Origin of the sequence: Paraburkholderia strydomiana, from assembly GCF_046030495.1 — a bacterium.
Classification (GTDB): domain Bacteria; phylum Pseudomonadota; class Gammaproteobacteria; order Burkholderiales; family Burkholderiaceae; genus Paraburkholderia; species Paraburkholderia strydomiana_A.
Genome location: NZ_JAQQCJ010000013.1, coordinates 125101 through 146870 on the forward strand (window position 1 = coordinate 125101; position 21770 = coordinate 146870).

18 protein-coding genes and 1 riboswitch are annotated in these 21770 nt (G+C 63.5%); of the genes, 8 read left to right on the top strand and 10 right to left on the bottom strand.

Features of this window, described 5'->3' with window-relative positions; translation table 11 throughout:
* Positions 1–100 precede the first annotated feature (100 nt).
* Both PQQ53_RS18805 and PQQ53_RS18810 read left to right on the top strand, forming a co-directional pair.
* Positions 101–1072: an AraC family transcriptional regulator gene (locus PQQ53_RS18805; RefSeq protein ID WP_408150177.1), complete on the top strand. Its 972-nt coding sequence runs from the start codon at positions 101–103 to the stop codon at positions 1070–1072.
* Between the two features lie 339 nt (positions 1073–1411).
* Positions 1412–1993: an alpha-ketoglutarate-dependent dioxygenase AlkB family protein gene (locus PQQ53_RS18810; RefSeq protein ID WP_408153264.1), complete on the top strand. Its 582-nt coding sequence runs from the start codon at positions 1412–1414 to the stop codon at positions 1991–1993.
* Between the two features lie 179 nt (positions 1994–2172).
* Here the strand turns inward: PQQ53_RS18810 and PQQ53_RS18815 are convergent, their stop codons facing one another.
* The 3 genes from PQQ53_RS18815 to PQQ53_RS18825 form a co-directional block, all read right to left on the bottom strand.
* Complete coding sequence (locus PQQ53_RS18815; protein WP_168664147.1) at positions 2173–2808, bottom strand: carbonic anhydrase; 636 nt, start codon at positions 2806–2808, stop codon at positions 2173–2175.
* Positions 2809–3237: 429 nt separating this feature from the next.
* Positions 3238–3546: a DUF4148 domain-containing protein gene (locus tag PQQ53_RS18820; protein ID WP_408150165.1), complete on the bottom strand. Its 309-nt coding sequence runs from the start codon at positions 3544–3546 to the stop codon at positions 3238–3240.
* 317 nt (positions 3547–3863) lie between these two features.
* The gene (locus tag PQQ53_RS18825; RefSeq protein ID WP_408150167.1) at positions 3864–4124 is read right to left on the bottom strand and encodes a DUF1488 family protein; all 261 of its coding nucleotides are present in this window, start codon (positions 4122–4124) and stop codon (positions 3864–3866) included.
* Positions 4125–4333: 209 nt separating this feature from the next.
* On the opposite strand from PQQ53_RS18825, the gene PQQ53_RS18830 reads away from it, so the two are divergent.
* Positions 4334–5827 (top strand): MDR family MFS transporter, encoded by a 1494-nt coding sequence (locus PQQ53_RS18830; RefSeq protein ID WP_408150168.1) that lies wholly within the window; start codon positions 4334–4336, stop codon positions 5825–5827.
* Positions 5828–5909: 82 nt separating this feature from the next.
* Here the strand turns inward: PQQ53_RS18830 and PQQ53_RS18835 are convergent, their stop codons facing one another.
* A complete protein-coding gene (locus tag PQQ53_RS18835) occupies positions 5910–6842 on the bottom strand; it encodes a LysR family transcriptional regulator (RefSeq protein WP_408150170.1) in 933 nt (310 codons plus the stop codon).
* A 145-nt stretch (positions 6843–6987) separates the two neighbouring features.
* Here PQQ53_RS18835 and metE point away from each other — a divergent pair, with 145 nt between their 5' ends.
* Entirely contained in the window at positions 6988–9279 is a 2292-nt protein-coding gene (gene metE, locus PQQ53_RS18840) for a 5-methyltetrahydropteroyltriglutamate--homocysteine S-methyltransferase (protein ID WP_408325247.1), read from the top strand.
* 68 nt (positions 9280–9347) lie between these two features.
* On the opposite strand, the gene cobM is transcribed toward metE, so the two are convergent.
* From cobM to cbiE, 4 genes are read right to left on the bottom strand one after another with little or no spacing between them, the layout of a single operon-like run.
* Positions 9348–10076, bottom strand: coding sequence for a precorrin-4 C(11)-methyltransferase (cobM, locus tag PQQ53_RS18845; protein WP_408325249.1), 729 nt, complete (start codon positions 10074–10076; stop codon positions 9348–9350).
* 16 nt (positions 10077–10092) lie between these two features.
* On the bottom strand, positions 10093–10860 hold the full coding sequence (locus PQQ53_RS18850) for a cobalt-precorrin-6A reductase (RefSeq protein WP_408325251.1): 768 nt from the start codon (positions 10858–10860) through the stop codon (positions 10093–10095).
* Positions 10857–11954 carry a cobalt-precorrin-5B (C(1))-methyltransferase gene (locus PQQ53_RS18855; protein ID WP_408150179.1) on the bottom strand — a complete coding sequence of 366 codons (1098 nt, stop codon included), beginning with the start codon at positions 11952–11954 and terminating at the stop codon, positions 10857–10859. The genes PQQ53_RS18850 and PQQ53_RS18855 overlap by 4 nt, the downstream gene beginning before the upstream one ends.
* A complete protein-coding gene (gene cbiE / locus PQQ53_RS18860) occupies positions 11954–13309 on the bottom strand; it encodes a precorrin-6y C5,15-methyltransferase (decarboxylating) subunit CbiE (protein ID WP_408325342.1) in 1356 nt (451 codons plus the stop codon). The genes PQQ53_RS18855 and cbiE overlap by 1 nt, the downstream gene beginning before the upstream one ends.
* A gap of 84 nt (positions 13310–13393) precedes the next feature.
* A riboswitch (cobalamin riboswitch) is annotated at positions 13394–13572 on the top strand.
* 81 nt (positions 13573–13653) lie between these two features.
* Here cbiE and PQQ53_RS18865 point away from each other — a divergent pair.
* Genes PQQ53_RS18865 through cobJ form a run of 4 tightly spaced genes read left to right on the top strand, consistent with a single transcriptional unit; the run spans position 13654 to position 18426 of the window.
* Positions 13654–15321 (top strand): ferredoxin-like domain-containing protein, encoded by a 1668-nt coding sequence (locus PQQ53_RS18865; protein ID WP_408153260.1) that lies wholly within the window; start codon positions 13654–13656, stop codon positions 15319–15321.
* Positions 15314–15940 (top strand): precorrin-8X methylmutase, encoded by a 627-nt coding sequence (locus PQQ53_RS18870; RefSeq protein WP_408325253.1) that lies wholly within the window; start codon positions 15314–15316, stop codon positions 15938–15940. The genes PQQ53_RS18865 and PQQ53_RS18870 overlap by 8 nt, the downstream gene beginning before the upstream one ends.
* Positions 15941–16672 (top strand): precorrin-2 C(20)-methyltransferase, encoded by a 732-nt coding sequence (locus tag PQQ53_RS18875; RefSeq protein WP_408145007.1) that lies wholly within the window; start codon positions 15941–15943, stop codon positions 16670–16672.
* The gene (gene cobJ, locus PQQ53_RS18880) at positions 16669–18426 is read left to right on the top strand and encodes a precorrin-3B C(17)-methyltransferase (protein ID WP_408325254.1); all 1758 of its coding nucleotides are present in this window, start codon (positions 16669–16671) and stop codon (positions 18424–18426) included. The genes PQQ53_RS18875 and cobJ overlap by 4 nt, the downstream gene beginning before the upstream one ends.
* 421 nt (positions 18427–18847) lie before the next feature.
* Here cobJ and PQQ53_RS18885 read toward each other — a convergent pair whose 3' ends face one another.
* Positions 18848–19420, bottom strand: a complete 573-nt coding sequence (locus PQQ53_RS18885; protein WP_408145004.1) for an XAC2610-related protein — start codon at positions 19418–19420, stop codon at positions 18848–18850.
* Position 19421: 1 nt separating this feature from the next.
* Positions 19422–21770, bottom strand: a complete 2349-nt coding sequence (locus PQQ53_RS18890) for a hypothetical protein (RefSeq protein WP_408325256.1) — start codon at positions 21768–21770, stop codon at positions 19422–19424.

Genomic DNA, 21770 nt, shown 5'->3' on the forward strand with positions numbered 1-21770 from the left:
TCAGTGGTGGTTAGGAGCCTCCACTTTAGGGACGTCCCGTGAGCTTGTTGAGTCCGTAAATTGTCAATATCATGCTCGAAAGTATCAATCGAGGCAAAACATGTCACCTCCCCTGGATTGGCTCAGCCGTCTGCTCGGCATGATGACCGTGCGCGGTCAGCTGGAACTGCGCTGCCTGTATGGCGCTCCCTGGCAAGTCATCTACGGCGACTCGGATGCCGGCGAGATGCCCTATCACATCGTGCTCAGCGGCTCCGGTATCCTGGAGACGCCCGGCATTGGCAAGCCGCAAGATCTTCGCGCCGGCGACATCGTGATGTTTCCGCACGGCTCCGCGCACATTCTTCATGACGGCAGCGGCGCGCGGCCGAAGCGTGCGCGTCAGCACGAAGGCTTGAACCTGACCATTAGCGAAAACACAGGGACCGGCGAGCGTCTCGACATGCTTTGCGGCCGCATCGTTCTGGCGCCGCCTCATGACCGGTTTATTCGTGCCTATCTGCCGACGCGGCTCGTGATCCGAACGTCGAGCGTCGAGGATGCCGACGGCACGTCTGCGCAACTGAACGGTCTCGTGGCGCTGATGCGAGGGGAATCGAACGTAGGCAATCTTGGGGGCTACGCGATGATGAACGCGCTATCCGCGGCTCTTTTCGCGCTCGCCCTGCGCATGGCCAGCGAGTCCGACGAAGCGCCGACCGGACTGCTGGCTCTCGCTGGACATCCGCGCCTCGTCCCCGCACTGGCGGCCCTATTCGGCGACCCGGCCGGTGCGTGGACGCTGTCGACGTTGGCCGACCTTTGCAGCATGTCGCGCGCGACGCTGATTCGCCACTTTCAGGAAAAGGTAGGACGCTCGCCGAATGAATTGTTGACCGATGTCCGCATGGCGTTGGCTGCGAATGAACTGAAAAAAACCGGCGTTTCCACCGAGGTCGTGGCCGAGACCGTCGGCTACAAATCCGTGGCTGCATTCAGGCGCGCTTTTACTCAGCACATGGGCATGACGCCGGCGGACTGGCGCCGTTCGGAACTGCAGAAGCTGCATGCGCTGGCCGCGAGTCAAGGCTAATCGAACACTCAGCGGGATCGGTTGTCGGCACGGCCCATTGCCACAACCCCTGTTATTTTGACGACGCCGGAACCGCGCAAAGCGATTCGTCGGGAATATCGAGTTCTTCGGCAATCCACGTAAGCACGCCGTCACGGCGCCATTTGAAGAAATGCGTGTGGCACGTGTGCTGCGGTGGCCATGAAGCGGGCAGACGCTGCCATTTGTGGTCGTCGAGCCATGCCCGCGCCCGCGTGAGCGACCCGTGCGGATAAGCCGTTCGGCAAGGCAGCCCCAAAACACTGTATAAAAACACAGTATAATGAAATGCCCTGACCGCCCCGCCCACCCAACCTCGCCATGGTGTCCCAGCCAAGCCTGTTCGCCCCCGAGCCCGTGTCCGTTCTCCACGATCAGGAAGGCGGCATCCGCTACCTGCCCGCCGCAGTGCCAGCCGCCATCGCGCAGCGGTGGTTCGACGAGGCGCTTCAGAACATCGGCTGGATCAGCCAGCAACGCATGATGTACGAGCGCGAAGTCGCCGTACCGCGTCTGCTCGCCACGTTTTTGCGCGAATCCGCCGACCTGCCAGCGCCGTTGGGCGAGGCATTCGAGGCCGTGCGCGCACTCGTCGGCGCGCCGTTCAATCGCGTCGGCCTCAATCTGTATCGCGACGGCAGCGACAGCGTCGCGCTCCACAGCGACAAGACCGAGCGGCTCGTGCCTGCGCAGCCGATCGCGATCATCTCGCTCGGCGCGAGCCGCCGGATGTCGATCCGTCCGAAGGTGGGCGCAGGCCGGGTGCTCCATGTCGATCTGGAGGCGGGCAGTTGTCTCGTCATGAGTTATGCGGCCCAGTTCACGCATGAGCACGGCATTCCCAAGCGGCCGGGCGTGAGCGAGCCGCGCATCAGCCTGGCGTTTCGGTGCTTCGCCGCGTGAAGGGATTAGGGGCGTGCCGCCTGTGCCAACATCGGCAACAGGCAGACGCGGTTGCAACCGGGATGAATTCCCGCGACGCTACAGGGCACTAAAGGGTTTTCGATGCGACGTCATAGCCGCCTTTGTCTCCGCACCCACGGCGCCGACCCGGCATCGGAACATCACACGCCACCCACGCCTTAGCCCGCGTAAATTTCCGGGTTATCGACAAGCGGCAGGAATTCGCCGGTGCGCCCATCGAGCGCTAGCATCACACCGGTTTCGATCTGGAAAATCCAGCCATGCAATTGCAAGGTCTTATTGGCGAGTCCGACGGCCACCGAAGGATGCGTGCGGATATTGCCGAGCTGCGCGATCACGTTGTCCTTGACCAGCGCATCGAGGCGTTCGGCGTCCGAATCATAGGTGCGTGACGCGTTCACCGCCTTGGCTGCATCCGCGTGACGCAGCCAGCCTGCCACCGCCGGCAGATGATCGAGATTCATGCAGGTCGAGATCGCGGTCATCGCGCCGCAGTTGGAGTGGCCGCAAATCACGATATCGCGCACGCCCAGCACCGCTACCGCGTACTCGACGGTGGCCGACACCCCGCCCGGTTCCGGACCGTAGGACGGCACGATGTTGCCGGCGTTTCGAATCACGAACAGCGCGCCCGGCTCCACCTGGGTGAGCAACTCGGGAACCACGCGGCTGTCCGAGCAGGTCACGAAAAGCGTGCTCGGACTTTGCGCCGCCGACAAACGCTTGAACAACGCGATCTGCTGCGGAAAGACGTCGCGTTGAAAGCGGATGAACCCTTTGATGATTTCCTGCACGATGTTCTCCAGACAATCGGGGATTGCGTTCGCCGTGCATGCGCGGGCGAGCCGCCGCATGTGTGCTATCGATTGGCGTGACTATACCGTAGCCGCCCAAGGCGGGCTGCGTCCAACCGACGTGTACGCCTGTGCCGGATATCCAAAGTGAGGAACAGAAAAAAGAATCCGAACTGGCGCGCCTTCATGATGAACCCTGCGCACCGTTCGCGGCATCAGAAAAAAACCCCGGCTGTTTCCAGCCGGGGCCAACTCTCTCGCTCGCACACCGGAAGTCGTGCGTGCATGACTACTGTACCTGCGTCGACGCAGCGGATATATACGTGGCGCTGGAAGGGTCCGTTACACCGCGGCGCGAATCCAGGACACGTGGCGCCAGTCGCCGATGCGCTTCATCGCGTACCGCGCGGCAGCGTGCGGCGCATTGAATCAACGGCTATACATCGCATTCCAGTCAGCCGCCGACACCGCTGGCCGGCCGCTTTGCGACGAACCCGCGACGCTGCCGCCATAAGCGCTCGCGCTGCTGTTCCGCGCGGCAATGCGGGCTTGCGCCGCCTGAACCGCTTCGGGGTAATGGGTCTGATCGCCGTCGCCGACGCGGTAGCCGGCCTGTTCGAGCTGAACCAGTTCCGCACGTACCTGTTCGCGCGTGATGCGGGTATTCGATTGCGCAAAAACGGTGGCCGATGCGGCGATGGACGCGACGACGACAACAGCCTTGATCAAGGACTTCATGATAAAAACAAGCTCCAGTAATTGATGGTCCGCGGTGTTGCGAATGACATGTTGCGCGACCGCTGAACTCAATATAGGCGCCGCTTCTTCATAGAATAATGGCCAGGTGTCGAAGGGATTGTTGTCGGATCTGGAGAAGTCGCCGATAGGATCGTTGATCGAAGATGTGCCGCTGCGCCGTAGGCATGCGCGCCCACCACAGCCCCGCGCACGACTTGCCGGCTCACCGGAAAACAAAGCCCGGCGCGCAAGCGCCGGGCTTTTTGCTATCCGGATTTCCGCAACCGACGCGGCCTCGATAGAAACATCATCGAAACCTAATTAAAATCGCCGGTTTCGAGTTCGACCGAACGACCGCCGTTCTTTTCGAGGACCCGCCGCGTAGCATTTTCAATCCGCGCACGGTTTGCCTCGAAAGTGCCCACCAGATCGTGGGCCGACGGGCCGCCGTTGCCGAAATGGTCGTTCAGCGCATCCAGCGACACGCTGCACCAGACGTCCGCCCCGTCCACATTGGCCTCGAAGGCGACGCGCGCCGCCGCCACCACTTCGCGGCGTCCGGTGAATTCGATCCTCATAATGATCCTCCATGTGTCGAAAGTGAACTTCGAACGCGCAAACCCTGTGCCAAGCCGCTGGCGTCTTCACGCAGCGTGCCGCGGCGAGCGCGCATTCTCCGTAAGGTGCATACTCCACATCGGCCGCCACGTGCGGCCGCGCTGATGCGTCGCGGCAAGCCTCCTGCAAAGCCGTCAGACGCGCCCAACACCCCGATACTAACGCCTCCATGTCCCGCAACCCTCAATCGTCGCGCGCTTTAGTCATTGCCGCCGTCATGGCTTCCATGGCGATGGTCGCCATCGAAGCCACCATCGTCTCCACCGCGATGCCGCAGATCGTCACGCAACTCGGCGACCTGCATCTGTACAGTTGGGTCTTCTCGTCGTTCCTGCTCACGCAAACCGCGATGACCGTGGTGTTCGGCAAGCTCGCCGACCTGTACGGCCGCAAACCGGTGATGCTCGCCGGCATCGCGATCTTCCTGCTCGGCTCGGTGCTCGCCGGCTTCGCGTGGTCGATGCCGGCCATGATCGTGTTCCGCCTGATACAAGGCATCGGCGCGGGCGCGATCCAGCCGGTCACGCTGACCATCGTTGCCGATCTCTATCCGGCGCGCGAACGCGGCAAGGTGCAAGGCTATCTCGCCAGCGTATGGGCGGTGTCGGCGGTGGTCGGGCCGATGGTCGGCGGCTTCATCATTCACAACCTGTCGTGGGCGTGGATCTTCTGGATGAACGTGCCGATCGGCCTCGCATCGGCTGCGGGTTTCATTGCGTTCCTGCGCGAATCGGAGCGGCACGCGCGGCCGTCGATCGATTTCGGCGGCGCGGCATTGTTCATGGCCGCGATCGCCGCGTTGATGATGGCGCTGACTTACGCGGGCGACGACGAACTCGCCAAGGCATCGCTCGCGGGCGGCGCCTTCCTGCTGTGCGTGCTGTTCTTCGTGCGGCAGGAGCGTCGCGCCGCCGAGCCGATGATCTCGTTCGCGCTCTGGAGCCGCCGGCCGATTGCCGCGTGCAACGGCTCGACCCTGTTGTCCGGCATGATCCTGATGGGCGCGACCACCTTCCTGCCGATGTACGTGCAGGGTGTGCTGCATCGCTCGCCGGTGGTCGCCGGTCTCGCGCTCACGATGATGATGGTCGGCTGGCCCACCGGCGCGACGCTCGCGGCGAAGTCGTTCCACCGCCTCGGCTTGCGGCGCATCCTGATCGGCGGCAGCGCGTTCGTGCCGCTCGGCGCTGCCCTGCTACTGTTCCTGTCGCCGGGCGGCTCGCCGCTGATCGCCGCATTCGGCTCGCTGATCATGGGCTTCGGCATGGGTACGTCGAGCGTCAGTTCGCTGGTGCTGATCCAGGAAATCGTCAAGACGGATGAACGCGGCAGCGCCACCGCGTCGAATATCTTTTCGCGCAATCTCGGCAGCACGCTCGGCGCGACGCTGTTCGGCGCGGTGCTCAACTTCGGGCTCAGTCATTCGCAGGGCACGGCGGTGGTCACCTCGGACCAGTTGAAAGCGCTGCTGCAGAATCAGGTGGCGAGCCTCGGCGATAGCGACATGATCCGTCTGGTGTTGCACCAGTCGCTGCATCTGACGTTCGTTTCGATCTTCGTGATCGCGATCTTCGTGGTGGCGCTGCTCGCGTTCGTGCCGGCGATTCACATCGGTTCGGAGAAGAAGATGCCGCTCGAGGCGTTGTCGCCGCTCGAGGATTGACAGCACGGATGGATGGTGCGCGCGGCGGGTGCAAGCTTGCCGCGCCAGCCCGATTGCACGCCGCCGTGCGTGCAACGCCCCCTTAGCCCGCCGCCCCTTCGGGCGTCAGCAACTCGATGCCATCCAGTTGCGCCGCGCACGTGTCCCGCACGATCGAGACGAAATCGCCGAAGTAAGGCCGGCTCGCGAAGCCCTTCGCGGCCACCGCGTACAGTTCGCTCCACAAGCCCTGCTTGCCGACCCGCTTGGCCTGCACGTAGTCGTGATCGACGTAATTCTTCACGCCCCAATTCGGCAGCGCCGCGATGCCGCGGCGGCTCGCCACCAGTTGCATGATCGCGATGGTCAGCTCGGCCGTGCGTCGTTCGAGCTTGATGCCGGCGGGCTCGAGCACTTCGCGGATCAGGTCGATGCGCGCCTCGGGCACGGGATAGGTAATCAGCGTCTCGTCGCGCAGATCGTCCGCGACTACGCGGCGCTTGTTGCGCAGCCGGTGCTCGTTGGCCATCACCACCAGAATCTCGAAACGGAATAGCGGCGCGATATGCAGGCTGCGCCGCGTGGCCGGCTTCGAGCCGATCACCACGTCGGCGCGCGCGTCGCTCAGCAGACGCAGCGGGTCCGCATGAAAACCCGCGACGAGGTCAACCTCGACCTCGGGCCAGCGCCGGCGGAATTCGTCCATCACCGGCATCAGCCAGTCGAAACAGGTATGGCATTCGAGCACGATGCGCAATTCGCCGCGCGTGTCGCCCTTCAGGCGCACGAGATCACGCTCCGCCGCGCTGAGCGCCGCGATCGTCTCACGGCCGAGCGCCAGCAGCCGCTCGCCCGCCGCCGTGAAGCGCAGGCCTTGCCGGGTGCGCTCGAATAGCGACACCTCGTAGTGCGCCTCGATATCGCGGATCTGATGCGACAGCGCGGACTGGCTCAGATGAACGCGTTCGGCAGCGGCAACCAGCTTGCCGGAATCGGCGATCGCGATGAGCGAACGCAGGTGACGAAGCTCAAGCATGCTGGGGCTCCGTGCGGGAAGAATTTTTCCGGATATGAATATGGCTCATACATTGGTGAAAACATGTCGCTTGATGAATCATAGCGCGACTTTCACACTGAGCGCCAATTCATCACAACGCACATCACGCACAAGAGGACTTCACATGGCCCGCACGCACATCTCCGGCTTTCCGCGCATCGGCGCGCAGCGGGAACTCAAATTCGCGCAGGAATCGTTCTGGCGCGGCGAAACCGGCGAATCCGAATTGCGTGAGCTCGCGCGTCAGTTGCGCGCGCGCCATTGGCGCCTGCAGCAGGACGCCGGATTGGATTTCATCACCGTCGGCGACTTCGCCTATTACGACCAGATGCTCACGTTGAGCGCACTGCTTGGCGCATTGCCGGAGCGTTTCGGCTTTGACGCGGGCAGGCTATCGCTCGCGCAGTACTACGAACTCGCCCGCGGCAACGCCGCGCAGCCGGCGATGGAAATGACCAAGTGGTTCGACACGAACTACCACTACCTGGTCCCCGAACTCAGCGCGCAGACCTCGTTCGACGGCGGCGTCGAGTGGCTGTTCGACGAACTCGACGAAGCGCTCGCACTGAACGTGCCGGTCAAGCCGGTGTTGATCGGGCCGATCACGTACCTGTGGCTGTCGAAGAGTCATGTGCCGGGTTTTGACCGCCTGTCGTTGCTGCCGAAGCTCGTCAACCGCTACAGCCGCATTCTGGAGAAGCTCAAGCAGCGCGGCATCGAATGGGTCCAGCTTGACGAGCCGGCCTTGTGCGCCGATCTGCCCGCAGCGTGGCTCGAAGCATTCTCTGCCGTGTATGACGTGCTCGGCACGTCGGAAGTGAAAGTGCTGCTGGCCACCTGCTTCGACACCGCAGCGGAACACGCCCAGCGTGTAGCACGCTTGCCCATTGCGGGCGTGCATCTCGACCTCGTGCGTGCGCCGCAACAGCTCGACGTGTGGCGCGCGGCGTTACCCTCGCATGCGGTGTTGTCGGCGGGGGTGATCGACGGACGCAATATCTGGCGCGCCGATCTGCGCGCCATTGTCGAATCGTTGCGTGAGCTGCATGCCGAATGGGGCGATCGTTTGTGGATCGCACCGTCATGCTCGTTGCTGCACGTGCCCGTCTCGCTCGCCGCCGAGAACAAGCTCGACGCCGATCTGAAATCCTGGCTCGCGTTCGCCACTGAAAAACTCGACGAAGTCAGCACGCTCGCGCTTGCATTACGCGACTCCGCAGCGGCCGAGCCGGCGCTCGCCGCCGCCGACCTCGTGCTCGACGCACGGCGTCATTCGAGCGCGGTCGTCAATGCGCTGGTGCAAAAACGCGTGGCCGCCGTGAGTGACGCGATGGCGCAACGCCATAGCCCGTTCGCCGATCGCAATCGCCTGCAGCGCGAAGCGCTCGACCTGCCGTTGCTGCCGACCACCACGATCGGCTCGTTTCCGCAAACGGCGTCGATCCGTCAGGCGCGCGCGGCCTACAAGCGCGGCGAATTGCGCGCACTCGACTACCTGCAGCGCATGCGCGCCGAGATCGAATTCGCCGTGCGCAGGCAGGAAGCGTTGGGACTCGACGTACTCGTGCATGGCGAGGCCGAACGTAACGACATGGTCGAATATTTCGGCGAGCAGTTGTGGGGCTACGCATTCACGGAAAACGGCTGGGTGCAGAGCTACGGCTCACGCTGCGTGAAGCCGCCGATCATTTACGGCGACGTCTATCGTCCGGAACCGATTACCGTCGACACCACCCGTTACGCGCAATCGCTCACGCCGCGCGTGATGAAAGGCATGCTGACCGGCCCGGTGACGATGCTGCAGTGGTCGTTCGTGCGCGACGACCAGCCGCGCTCGGCTACCGCGTTGCAACTCGCCCTGGCGATCCGCGACGAGGTAGTGGATCTGGAGAAGGCCGGCATCCGCATCATCCAGATCGACGAACCGGCGTTTCGTGAAGGCCTGCCATTGCGCAAAAGCGATTGGGCCGCGTACCTCGACTGGGCGACGCGTGTGTTCAGGATCTCGGCGGCCGGCGTCGGCGACCGGACGCAGATTCACACACATATGTGCTATTCGGAATTCAACGACATCCTGCCCTCGATCGCCGCGATGGACGCCGACGTGATCACCATCGAAACCTCGCGCTCGGCGATGGAACTGCTCGACGGTTTCGGCGAGTTCGCGTATCCGAACGAAATCGGCCCGGGCGTCTACGACATCCACTCGCCGCGCGTGCCGGGCGCGGACGCGATGCTGCGGCTCCTGGAGCGCGCGTGCGAAGTGATCCCGGCCGAGCGCCTGTGGGTCAATCCGGATTGCGGCCTGAAGACGCGCGGCTGGCCCGAGACCGAAGCGGCGTTGACGAATATGGTGCGGGCGGCGAAGGCCTTGCGTGCGAAGCTGGCGACGCGGCAGCCCGAATTGGCTCACTAGTTCGACTATCTTCGCAAGCCTGTCCGTGATGCAAACCTTCACGGATGGGCTTGGCGCACGCATGCCGTTCAACCGCCCTTCGCGTACAACGTCGAGTCCGCGAAACCTTCGGCGGCCAGCACCTCGCCGACCAGAATCAGCGCGGTCCGCTCGATCGCGCTCGATTGCACTTTGCTCACGATGTCGTCGAGCGTGCCGGTGATCTTCTCTTCATCCGGCCAGCTCGCGCGATAGATCACCGCGATCGGACACGCGCCGCCGTAATGCGCGCGCAATTCATCGACGATGCGCGCGAGATGCCGCACACCGAGATGAATCGCCATCGTCGCGCGGTGCCGGGCGAGGTCGGCGAGCTGTTCGCCCTCGGGCATTGTCGTTTTGCTCGCGTAGCGCGTGAGAATCAGCGTCTGCGACACATCCGGCAGCGTGAGTTCGCAACCGAGCGCCGCCGCGCACGCGGCCGTTGCAGTCACGCCAGGCACGATCTCGTATGGAATGCGCAACTCGCGCAAGCGGCGAATCTGTTCGCCGATCGCGCCGTACAGCGACGGATCGCCGGAATGCACGCGCGCCACGTCCCGCCCTTTGTCATGCGCGGCCCTCAGCAACGCGACGATCTGATCGAGGTCGAGCTCGGCCGTGTTGACGACCTGCTCCGCGCTGTGACCTTCGAGTACCGCGGCCGGCACCAGCGAACCCGCGTACAGGATCACCGGACAATTGCGCACGAGGCGCTGCCCTTTCACCGTGATCAGTTCCGGGTCGCCAGGACCCGCACCGATAAAAAACACCGTCATTCAAGACTCCAATGATTCAATTGCCCGTGGCGCCGGGGGCGCGCTGTTCGGCTCGCAGCGGCACCCGATGAGCGCGTAACGCATCCAGCAAACCGGCGATGCCGTCGAATTCCCGATCGACCTGCGGCAACGCCGGACGACGCAACATGATGACCGGCAAGCCGCGTTCACGCGCGACCTCCAGCTTCGCTTCGGTCGCGCTGCCGCCGCTGTTCTTGCTGACCACCACGTCGAACGCTTGCAGTGCGAAAAGCGCGCGCTCCCCTTCGAGGCTGAACGGGCCGCGCGCCGCGAGGATGCGCGAGCGCGCGGTGTCCGGCTGCGAATCGAGGCAGCGCACCGTCCAGAACTGCCGCGGCGGAATCTCGTCGAGATGTGCAAGCGGCTCACGGCCGAGTGTGAAGAGCGGTCGCCTGAACGGCGTTAGCGCGGCGATCAGCTCGTTCCAGTCGCCGACCATGCGCCAGTCGTCGCCGGCTTGCGGCTGCCAGCCCGGACGACGCAGCGCCCAGCATGGCACGCGCGCCGCGCGGCACGCGCCGAACGCGTTTGCGCTGATGCGCGCGGCGTAGGGATGCGTCGCGTCGATCACGAGGCCGATCCGTTCGCTTGCGATATAACGTGCGAGGCCCTCGCTGCCGCCGAAGCCGCCGACACGCACCGTGCACGCGAGATCGTCCGGCACCTTGCCGAGACCCGCGAGACTGTACACGTGCGCGGCGCCAAGTTGGCGCGCGATCTTCAACGCGTCGCCGGTGCCGCCGAGCAACAGGACCCGCATCATCGCGCCGCTCCAATCACAACGCCCTGGCGGTCGATCGCGAACATCTCGACATTCACCTGCGGCGGCACGATCGCGCGCGCCACCGCCAACGCGTGCCCGCAGACGATATCGCCGAGCGGCACCTGCTGCGCGTGCGCGAGCGCCACTGCCTGCTGACTCGTGTTGGCCGCGCGAATCGCCGTCTGCAAGGCGGGATCGGCGCCCTGCTCCGCGGCCCACGTCGCGAGCCGTTCGAGATCGATGCTCGAATGGCGGCTATGCAAGTCGAGATGGCCCGCCGCCAGCTTGCTGAGTTTGCCGAACCCGCCGCAAATGCTGAGCCGGTCGACGGGCGCGCGTTTCATATGCTTGAGCACCGCGCCGACGAAGTCGCCCATCTCGATCAGCGCGATATCCGGAAGAGCATAACGCGCGCGCATCGCGTCTTCGCTCGCGTTGCCGGTGCAGGCGGCCAGATGCGTGTAGCCGTTGGCGCGCGCGACGTCGATCCCCTGATGGATCGACGCGATATACGCCGAGCACGAGAACGGCCGCACGATGCCCGTCGTGCCGAGAATCGACAGGCCGCCGAGTATGCCTAAGCGCGGGTTCATCGTTTTCAGCGCGAGCTCTTCGCCGCCTTCAACGCCAATCGTCACCTCGAAGCCGCCGCGATACGCGTGCTCGGCCGCGAGGTCGGTCAGATGGTCGGTCATCATTTTGCGCGGGACGGGATTGATCGCCGGCTCGCCGACCGGCAGCGTGAGGCCCGCGCGCGTCACCGTGCCGACGCCCGGTCCGGCGCGAAAAACGACCTCCGGCTCGGGGATCAGGCGCACGCGAGCGAACACGAGCGCGCCGTGGGTCACGTCGGGGTCGTCGCCGGCATCCTTGATGGTGCCTGCTTCGGCGCCGTCGGCGCCAGCGGCGAGCAGGCGGCAGAACACGAGCGGCATCGGCACATGCTGGCCTTTCGGCAACACGATCTCCGCGACCTCGCTGACCACGCCCGCGAGCAGCAGACGCGCCGCCGCGAGCGACGTCGCCGTGGCGCAACTGCCGGTCGTGTAGCCGCTACGCAGCGGCGCGGCGTGTTCGGGGGATTCTTCGCGCATTACGGTTGGCGGGGTGAAGCGGAGTGATGGGCGGTAGTGCTGTTCGTGCTGTTCGCATTGCTCGTGCCGTCTCCGGCGTTCGCATCATTCATGGCAATTTCACCGCCGCCACTCTCCGTTGCCCGCACGCCGTTTGCCTCGCCGTTGCCGCGAGCCGCTTTGGTCACTTCGAGCAACGTGATCGGCAACGCCTGCCGCCACGTATCGAAGCCGCCGAGCGGTTGCGCGTCCGCGAGCGCGATACGCGTGAGCGTGCCGCCATACCGCTCGCGCCACGCAACCAGCGCCGCCTCGCCCTGCAACGTGACTGCATTGGCCACCAGCCGTCCACCGTCGCGCAAACGCGCCCAACACGCGTCCAGCACACCCGGCACCGTCACCCCGCCGCCGATGAACACCGCATCCGGCACCGGCAAGCCGTCCAGCGCAGCAGGCGCGCGGCCCGCGACGAGTTGCAGCCCCGGCACGCCCAGCGCGTCGCGATTGTGTTCGATGAAGCCCTGCCGCTCCACATGCGCTTCGATCGCGATCGCGCGGCAAGCGGGATGTGCGCGCATCCATTCGATACCGATCGAACCGCTGCCCGCGCCCACGTCCCACAGCAATTCGCCGGGCGTCGGCGCGAGGCGCGCGAGCGTGATCGCGCGCACGTCGCGCTTGGTCAACTGGCCGTCGTGACGGAATGCCTCGTCGGGCAAGCCGCAGGTCAGCGGCAAACGCGGCGCGCCCACCGTCGCCCGGCATTCGAGCGCGATCAGATTCAGCGCGGCCAACTCGCCCGCGCTCCACTGATCCGCACGAGCGTCGATGCGGCGCTCGCGTTCGCCGCCAAGATGTTCGAGCACGCTCATCCGCGTCGCGCCGAAGCCGCGTGCGTTCAGCACGCCGGCGAGCGTCGCGGGCGTGTGCCCGTCCGCGCTCAGCACGAACACGCGCGCGCCGTCGTGCAGATACGCATTCAGCGTCGCCAACGGACGGCCCACCAGCGACACTGTCGCGACGTCCTGCAACGGCCAGCCGAGCCGCGCGGCCGCGAGCGACAACGACGACGGCGCAGGCAGCACGCGCAACTCTTGCGCAGGCAACTGCCGGGCCAGCATCGCGCCGACGCCGAACAGCATCGGATCGCCGCTCGCCAGCACGCACACGGCGCCGTCGCGTTCGGCGAGCAGCGGCGCGAGATCGAACGGACGCGGCCACGCGGCGCGGCGCGCGGCGAGGCGCGCGGGCAGCATCGCCAGATGACGCTCGCCGCCGTACACCACCGACGCCGTCAGCAACGCACGCCGCGCGGGCCGCCCCAAACCGGCGAAGCCGTCATCGCCAATGCCCACCACGGTCAGCCACGCCGGCATGCCACCATCCTCATTCTGTGTCTTCAATCAATGCGCCGCGCCACGCCGGTCAAAGCGTCCAGCCTCGTTGCGCGGTTCGAAAAAAGGCATAATACAGCCGCCGGTGCCCTTCGGGGCCGAAGAGGGAACACAGTGCCACTGTGGCTGCCCCCGCAACTGTATGCAGCGAGTCCGCCTGCGCTACGCGCCACTGGTTTGACCGGGAAGGCTGCGGTGGACGATGACCTGCCAGCCAGGAGACCTGCCGGCGAGACTGTTCGTGCCAGCCAACATCGGGCGGGGTGTACCGATGCCGCAGCAATCCGCCTTGCGGCTTGCTCGGGCCGTCGCGCGACGCTAAACCGGTGTCCGTCTTGACTCAAGCTTCGCCCTCCACTGCCTTGCTCCACGCGGCTTCGACGCCGCGGCCATCGGCATGTCCGGGGCTGCTGCGCATCGTCGCCGCGCGTGATGGTGGCATCTGCCGGATCAAGCTGCCGGGCGGCGAGTTGAATGCGGACGAGGCGCAAGTGATTGCCGATGCGAGCACGCGGCACGCGGCGGGCGTGATCGAGTTGACCAATCGGGCGAACCTGCAGGTGCGTGGCGTGCGCGCGGGGCACGAAGCGGCGTTGATCGCGGCGCTGGTCGAGGCCGGGCTTGGGCCGATGACGATGCCTCGGCCAGGCGCGAACGCGGCCGACGTGGCGAACACCGCTACGGCGAGTGGCGCGGACCCAGCAGGTGCAAAGCACGCAAACCACGCTTCGAATGCCGTCGTCATGAGCGCCGCGGACGACGTGCGCAACGTGATGATCAGCCCCGCTGCGGGACGCGATCCGTTTGCGTTGATCGACACCACACCGCTATGCGCGGAGTTGCTCACGCTGCTGCAAAGCGAAATGCGCTTTGCGGCGCTGTCGCCGAAATTCGCGCTGCTGCTGGATGGCGGCGAGCGTCTGGCGAGGGTCGATCATCCACACGATGTGTGGCTCGCGGCGACTTTGAGCCATGATGGTGTGCGGTTCGTGTTCGGTTTCGCCGGGTGTCCGGGTGTCGAGGCGCAGGAGAACGCAAACGCGGTTACGTGCGACGATGCAGGTGCAGGTGCAAAAGCTGACGCGGCTACGAACGCGCGAACCCATGCGGCCGCGGGTGTTGTCGTTACTGTCCCTCCGCTCCCGGCCACGCCGACCGGCAACACGACCACGCGCATCTCACGCGCCGACTCCTCCGCGCACACTCACAGCCACCAGCCCCTGGCCGCCGTCCTCCCCTCGCAAGTCCCCGCGCTCGTGCGCGCGCTGCTGCATACGTTCCTCGACCTCGCACCAGCCGACGCCCTCCGCATGCGCGACCTGCTCGCCACGCATTCCGCCGACGCACTGTTGCAGCACGCCCAACGCTACGTCGACTTCCCGCTGTCACGCGACGCCTCGCTCACCGAATGGCGCCGCAGCACCACAGCCGATGCCGCGCTCCGTCTCGGCGCCCACGCTCAACGCGAAACCGGCATGTGGCACGTGGGCGGCCAGCCGCCGCTCGGCCGCCTCGACGCCGCCACGCTGCACGGCCTCGCCGCGCTCGCGCAACGCCACGGCAACGGCACGCTGCGCGCGACGCCCTGGCAAAGCGTGCTGCTGCCCGACATTCCGACGCACGCACTGCCCGTCGCGCTGGCCGAACTGAACGCCCTGGGCCTCGCCTGCGATGCCGCACAACCCATCACGCGTTTGATCGCGTGCGCCGGTTCGAGCGGTTGCGCCAAAGGCCTCGCCGACACCAAAGCCGACGCGCTGCGCCTCGCCGCCCTGCTGCCCGCCGACGTCGACGTGCACCTGAGCGGCTGCACGCGCTCGTGCGCCGCCGCGCATTGCGCGCCGTACACGCTGCTGGCCGCCGCCCCCGGCCTCTATGACCTTTATCGACGCGACGGCCGAGCCGGCTTCGGCCACTGCGTCGCGCACCAACTGACGATCGCACAGGCCGCCGATACGCTCGAACGCCTCGCCCGGAGTAACACAGATGCTTGATTACATTCGCGACGGTCAGGAGATCTATCGCCAATCTTTCGCGACGATCCGCGCGGAAGCCGACCTGTCGCGCATCCCCGCCGACCTCGAAAAACTCGCGGTGCGCGTGATCCACGCGTGCGGGATGGTCGACGTGATCGACGCGCTGCAGTTTTCCGCGCACGCGGGCACCGCGGGCCGCACGGCGCTCGCGCAAGGCGCGCCGATTCTGTGCGACGCCGGCATGGTCGCGCAGGGCATCACGCGCGCGCGACTGCCCGCAAACAACAACGTGATCTGCACGCTCACGCATCCGGACGTGCCGGCGCTCGCGCGCGAACTCGGCAATACGCGTTCGGCCGCCGCGCTCGAATTGTGGCGTCCGCAACTCGCCGGTAGTGTCGTCGTGATCGGCAATGCGCCGACCGCGCTGTTCCATCTGCTCGACATGCTCGATGCCGGCGCGCCGAAACCCGCGTTGATTCTCGGCTTTCCGGTGGGCTTCGTCGGCGCGGCCGAATCGAAAGCGATGCTCGCCGGGGACAGCCGCGGCGTGCCCTACGTGGTGGTGCATGGCCGGCGCGGCGGCAGCGCGATGGCCGCTGCCGCCGTCAACGCACTGGCGACGGAGGTCGAATAAATGAGCGCGCAAGGACGACTGTTCGGACTCGGCGTCGGCCCCGGCGACCCGGAACTCATCACGCTGAAGGCGCTGCGCTTGCTGAAGGCCGCGCCGGTGGTCGCGTACTTCGTCGCGAAGGGGAAGAAAGGCAACGCGTTCGGCATTATCGAGGCGCATTTGCATGAGGCTCAGGCCCATCTGCCGCTCATCTATCCGGTCACGACCGAAGCGCTCGAACCACCGCTCTCGTACGAGGCGATCATCGCCGACTTCTACGACACCGCCGCCGAGATCGTCGCCGGTCATCTCGATGCGGGCCGCGACGTCGCCGTGATCTGCGAAGGCGATCCGTTCTTTTACGGCTCGTACATGTATCTGCACGACCGGCTCGCGGCGCGCTACGAGAGCGAAGTGGTGCCCGGCGTGTGCTCGATGCTCGGCGGCGCGGCAGTGCTCGGCGCGCCGCTCGTGTATCGCAATCAAAGTCTGTCGGTGCTCTCGGGCGTGCTGCCCGAGGACGAATTGCGCCGCCGTCTCGCCGATGCCGACGCCGCCGTCGTGATGAAACTCGGCCGCAATTTCGACAAGGTGCGGCGCGTGCTCGGCGAACTCGGCCTCGCGCAGCGCGCGCTGTACGTCGAACGCGCGACGATGGGCAATCAACGCATCGTGCCGCTCGCCGAAGTCGATCCGATGGCATCGCCGTATTTTTCACTGCTGGTCGTGCCGGGGGAAAAATGGCAAGGATGAGCGCGCCCGCGATCGTGATTCTCGGCGCGGGGGCGTTGGACACGGCGCGAAGGATTCAGGCGTTGTATGCCGAGGGTGCGGCCGGTGTGGATCGCCCCGCTGACGCAGGCTGCCAGGTGCACGGCTTGCAGGGACGCGTCGAAGCCGACGTGTCCTACACCGAACTCGGCGCGCATCTGCGTGATCTGTATGCGCGTGGCACGCCGATCGTCGCGTTGTGCGCGGCCGGTATCGTGATTCGCTGCGTCGCGCCGTTGCTGTCGAACAAGGGCGTCGAGCCGCCGGTGCTCGCCGTCGCCGAGGACGGCAGCGCGGTCGTGCCGTTGCTCGGCGGACTGACCGGCGCCAACGTGATGGCGCGCGAGATCGCCGCCGCATTGGCCGTGCCGCCTGCGATTACGACGAGCGGCGAGTTGCGCTTCGGCACCTGCGTACTCAATCCGCCCGAGGGCTACATGCTGGCCGATATCGGGCAAGGCAAGCGTTTCGTCTCGGATCTGCTGGCGGGGGAAAGCACGCGCATCGAAGGCGACGCGCCTTGGCTCGATGATGTGCAATTGCCCCGCTCCGCTTCGGCGCGGCTCGCGATTCGCGTGACGCCGCGCGCGTGGGATGGGCGTGAGGATGAACTGGTGATTCATCCGCGTTGTGTGGTCGCGGCGGTGAGGGGTGCGGGTGCGGGCGCGGGCGCGGGTGCCGAGATCGTCGCCTGTGTGCGTAAGGCGCTCGATGCACACGGTCTCGCGCCGCTGTCGCTTGCCGCGTTGCTCGCCTCACCGGACGACATGACGGACCCGTCGCTTGCCGAAGCCGCCGCCAGTTTCAACGTACCGTTGCGCTTCGCGCAAACCCGTCCCGAAGTTGGCGAGCCGCCAGCCAACCTGTTAAACGCCGCATTGCGCATCCCCCACGAAACGCTGCACGACGACATTGCCTCAGGCGTTGCGCTGGCATTGGCGCCCCTCGCCATCGACCCCGCCGCGATTGGCCGCGCACGCGGCCGTCTGACGGTGATCGGCCTCGGCCCTGGCCGCGCCGATCTGATGGTGCCCGCCGCCCGCGCGGCGCTCGACGAAGCCACCGATATTCTCGGCTACGACACCTACGTGAAAATGGCCGGTCCGTTGCGCGCCGGTCAACGCGTGCACGGCACCGACAATCGCGAGGAAATGCAACGCGCGCAGCACGCGTTCGAACTGGCGAGCGAAGGACGGTCGGTGGTGATGGTGTCGTCGGGTGATCCTGGCGTGTTCGCGATGGCGGCCGCGGTGCTCGAAGCGCTCGAAGCATCGCAAGACGCAGCATGGGCTGCGGTCGAACTGGCGATCGTGCCGGGCGTATCGGCAGCACTCGCGACCGCCGCGCAAGCGGGAGCACCGCTCGGTCACGATTTCTGCATGCTGTCGCTGTCCGATAACCTGAAGCCGTGGACGATCATCGAAACACGTCTGCGGCACGCGGCCGAAGCCGATCTGGTGATGGCGTTCTATAACCCGATTTCCCGCGCGCGTCCGTGGCAACTGGACAAAGCGCTGGACATCGTGCGGGAATATCGCACGGCCTCGACCCAGGTGGTGCTGGGGCGGGATATCGGCCGGCCTGGTGGGACGCTGCGCACGCTCACGCTGGGTGAACTGCGTTCGTCCGATGTGGATATGCGGACGATGGTGATCGTGGGGTCGTCGATGACGCGGAGGTTTGGAAGTGAGGGCGGAGGTGCGGGGTGGGTTTATACGCCCCGGTGGTATGAGTGAGGCTGCAAAGGTAGGATCATCGCCTCCTCTACAGTTGTCAGCGCCAAGAAGCATTTCACAACTGCGATCGTGTCGCCGCTGGTTAAAACGATGTTCTCCGCCGAAAGCACTTATATGCATCCGCGCAGTTGATTTCCTTTCCCCTTCCACCAAATATCAGGTAGCAACACGCAAAAACGTAAATCGCTTCCGGTTCGCTCCAATATGGATTACCTCTGTCTCGGGGTATCCTGGTGAGGCTTGCGTGAGAGCCACCCGCTGTAACGGTCTGGAGCCGGTGCTCCTTCGGACTGCGGATACAAAGGGCGCTACGAGAGGGAGGGCAAGGCTCACACACCGATGATTGCTGTCCCGTATCTCGAAAACCGTTCTCGATGCGTTGCCCAAGAGATGTGATCGGCAGAGACAATAATGTAGCGACTCAGTCCGGGGACCGCTGCGGCACATTCAGAACAGGAATTACCTTGGATGAAATTTGTTTCCCGTTTTTGAAATGATCGACATAGGAATAAACTTGCCCGGTTGCGTCACAATACGCGCCGGCCCGCGCTACGAGAGACACTCTGCCGAGGCGGGTAACCGCGTAATGCTCTGACCAGTTTTCGCATGCACTTATATGAAAGCAAGCACCCACGAGTTGCTTTTTTTCAGCATCAACCTGAAGACATGGAATGTCACTCAATTTCTTATTAAAAACGTATTTCCCCAAACTAGAAGAGTATAAGTATACATTATAGAATTCCTGCGCCGCCCCGCGTTCATTTAATATCTTCAGATCATGATAGCCATTAAATGTCAAATCTTCGACTCTTACATCTTCACGTTTAATGTCATGGTCAAGCAGGATGACTTGCTTAGCCCCGGAAGGAGAATTAACATATACCTTGTTTTTATATATTGATATCTCCGGCGCTGCTGCATGCACAACCTGCGCCAGCGAACCGCATGAAACAAAAAATGCAAAAATACACACACCCGCGTTCGCCCATGCCACCTTATGACTCCTTTTGCATATAAGACTCATTAAAATCAACAATAAAATCTGATAGTTTGGCCATTGATGCCAGAAATACGTTGGTACGCGGAACAATCCCGTACATCGCATTCGTTGAATCTGGATTTCCGTTATTTACAGCTCGCGCAGTGCGCTCAAATTGCTTGCAAACCCTGAATTTCATTGAGGACAGCGCGATACTGCATGTTTTCGCGTGGTAATTATAAACACCACAGACATTAGAAAGCGTAGCCTGCAAAATTACGGGAACGGCGTCAGCATCGGAATTTATATTGTGTTCGCGACCGGTTGGTTTGGCGCAACTTACCCAATAGAATCCTGCAGAATCGCAGGCACGAGCCAGATCAGTCTCCAGCGAATCCCTATACGACGCAGCCGATCCTACCCATCCGCGAAACTTTCCATAACGGGAGTAATTTTCTTCGTGTGTAAGCTGAATTACGCCTCGACCATACCAGGGAGCGTAGCTGAGGTTGGCACCATTTGCCTCAGAGGTCCGAGACAGGTATGTAGTCTCCTGAATGGCATTACCGAGAAAGCTTGAAAGCCGAACCGCGGAATTAGATATGCCATATAGACGAAAGGCATAGTTCAGATACCGACAATACTTGTTGGCTCTGTTGAAAGCCGTACTCCATTGGACAATGCCGGTTGGATAAACAGTCTGATACGCGGCGCTCTTCGTCTGATCAATTACCTTCCGAGGAATGCATTGGGCGAGTTCTTTGACGCTCAACCATCCGCACTTCCTGAAATGTCGGAGGAATTCGAGAGGATGGAAAAACCAAAGCTTTTCATTGGATGGAAGCGGCGTTTTGTCCCAGAATTGAAACTTCTCAACAAACTTTATGAAATCGCCGTAGCCGTTCGGATTCGTGTCTTTCTGCTCTGCGTAAAACCCGCCCGCCTCGTTCAGCGCGGCATAACGCGTTGCGTTGTGATTGCTGTTCCATTCACTGGGAGCCTTGCATACAAAGCCCTGCAATTTTTGCCTGATCGCCTGCTTATCCTTAACGTATGCACTCAACACATCTTCCTGCTTGTATTCCGGCTCATCCTTTGCCGGCGCGCCAGCAGGTTCAACGTCATGCAGGATCTTCTTGAGTTCGTCAAAGTTGCACAGGCCATCCGCATCGAACGGCGTGTTATCGTCACCGATCTTCTGCCATCCCATAAAAAATGGAAAATCCGCGTCGGAAAGTTTCTGGACACTCTCCTGGCTAATGTCGACATAGCCTTGTTTTCCGCTTTCGTTGAAAGTCACGGCGACCCACGTACTTTGCGCAGCGCCTGCAGGCAGCGTTGGCAGGTCCGTACTCAGAATACGACCAAAGCGCAGCAATTCGTAACCCTCGCTCGGACAGTTTGGATACAGCTCCAGCGCGCGGCGGTACAACTGATACTCATAGTGTTTGAAACCGTCTTTCACGGGCGTCGGCGTGAGGAGCGTCATTTGCCCATTGCCTGCGTCAATCCACGAACGTGTGTAGCGCTCGCCCTTATGAAAGTATGCCTGGACATACAGGATGCTCTGACTGGCCAACTGGCCGTCTGTCAATCGCGGGAAATAGTCCGAGTCGGTCTGGCCGGGCGGCATACTGTGAAACATCTGGCCGTTCGAAATCACATAGTAGCTGCACCCCCAGTAGTCCTTCGATTCTGGAGTCAACGCGGATGTTGCCCCCAACTGGGTCCTATTGTCCTTCACGAAGTATTCATTGAAGTCTGCCTCCGTCATGAAAATCTCGAAATGCAGGTGCGGCTGGCCGTGACAGGCACCGTAGTAACCAAGCACATCCTTCCGATAGACCCTGAGGTTGTTGCCAGGTCGTACCGGGTAATTCCCATCGGGATCGGGATTAGATGCCTGCAGCAACCACGCTGCCAGCGCTATCGGTGAGCTATCAGCGTCAGGATTGTTAAGCTGTGCCGCAAGGCCGTTCTGGGTAACCAGGTCCAGCAGATGCATATACAACGAATAGAACGTGAGCGTACGACCATCGCCAGTTTCGCTTGTATGCTTCAGCAGCACAAAACCAGTATTCGAGTTCAGAGCCGGCGAGCCGGTAGTCGAGTCGATTCGTCCGTCAGAAATCGCCGTTTTCGCAATCCGGTATGCGACGACCTCGCCGTCTGCGATGGCTCGCACAGGCTCGTGCTGTTCGTTCGGCATCAAATGGACTCCGCAGTGCCAGCGCCGGTCGAACGCAATCGGAAAGATACCGTGTGCCAGTTCAAATTCTGCTACCGCAGCCATCATCGGATCAGTTTGCGTGTCGTTGGTGGACGTCAGGCCTGCGGTAGGAAGAAATGGGGGGCTGATTATCAT

What these genes read in the sequence shown, in the direction of transcription:
- PQQ53_RS18870 (WP_408325253.1), top strand. Translation starts at nt 15,314, where the DNA reads ATGCTTGATTACATTCGCGACGGTCAGGAGATCTATCGCCAATCTTTC.
- cbiE (WP_408325342.1), bottom strand. Translation starts at nt 13,309, where the DNA reads ATGCCGGCGTGGCTGACCGTGGTGGGCATTGGCGATGACGGCTTCGCC.
- PQQ53_RS18875 (WP_408145007.1), top strand. Translation starts at nt 15,941, where the DNA reads ATGAGCGCGCAAGGACGACTGTTCGGACTCGGCGTCGGCCCCGGCGAC.
- cobJ (WP_408325254.1), top strand. Translation starts at nt 16,669, where the DNA reads ATGAGCGCGCCCGCGATCGTGATTCTCGGCGCGGGGGCGTTGGACACG.
- PQQ53_RS18850 (WP_408325251.1), bottom strand. Translation starts at nt 10,860, where the DNA reads ATGATGCGGGTCCTGTTGCTCGGCGGCACCGGCGACGCGTTGAAGATC.
- cobM (WP_408325249.1), bottom strand. Translation starts at nt 10,076, where the DNA reads ATGACGGTGTTTTTTATCGGTGCGGGTCCTGGCGACCCGGAACTGATC.
- PQQ53_RS18805 (WP_408150177.1), top strand. Translation starts at nt 101, where the DNA reads ATGTCACCTCCCCTGGATTGGCTCAGCCGTCTGCTCGGCATGATGACC.
- PQQ53_RS18810 (WP_408153264.1), top strand. Translation starts at nt 1,412, where the DNA reads ATGGTGTCCCAGCCAAGCCTGTTCGCCCCCGAGCCCGTGTCCGTTCTC.
- PQQ53_RS18820 (WP_408150165.1), bottom strand. Translation starts at nt 3,546, where the DNA reads ATGAAGTCCTTGATCAAGGCTGTTGTCGTCGTCGCGTCCATCGCCGCA.
- PQQ53_RS18835 (WP_408150170.1), bottom strand. Translation starts at nt 6,842, where the DNA reads ATGCTTGAGCTTCGTCACCTGCGTTCGCTCATCGCGATCGCCGATTCC.
- PQQ53_RS18890 (WP_408325256.1), bottom strand. Translation starts at nt 21,770, where the DNA reads ATGATAATCAGCCCCCCATTTCTTCCTACCGCAGGCCTGACGTCCACC.
- PQQ53_RS18825 (WP_408150167.1), bottom strand. Translation starts at nt 4,124, where the DNA reads ATGAGGATCGAATTCACCGGACGCCGCGAAGTGGTGGCGGCGGCGCGC.
- PQQ53_RS18855 (WP_408150179.1), bottom strand. Translation starts at nt 11,954, where the DNA reads ATGCGCGAAGAATCCCCCGAACACGCCGCGCCGCTGCGTAGCGGCTAC.
- PQQ53_RS18830 (WP_408150168.1), top strand. Translation starts at nt 4,334, where the DNA reads ATGTCCCGCAACCCTCAATCGTCGCGCGCTTTAGTCATTGCCGCCGTC.
- metE (WP_408325247.1), top strand. Translation starts at nt 6,988, where the DNA reads ATGGCCCGCACGCACATCTCCGGCTTTCCGCGCATCGGCGCGCAGCGG.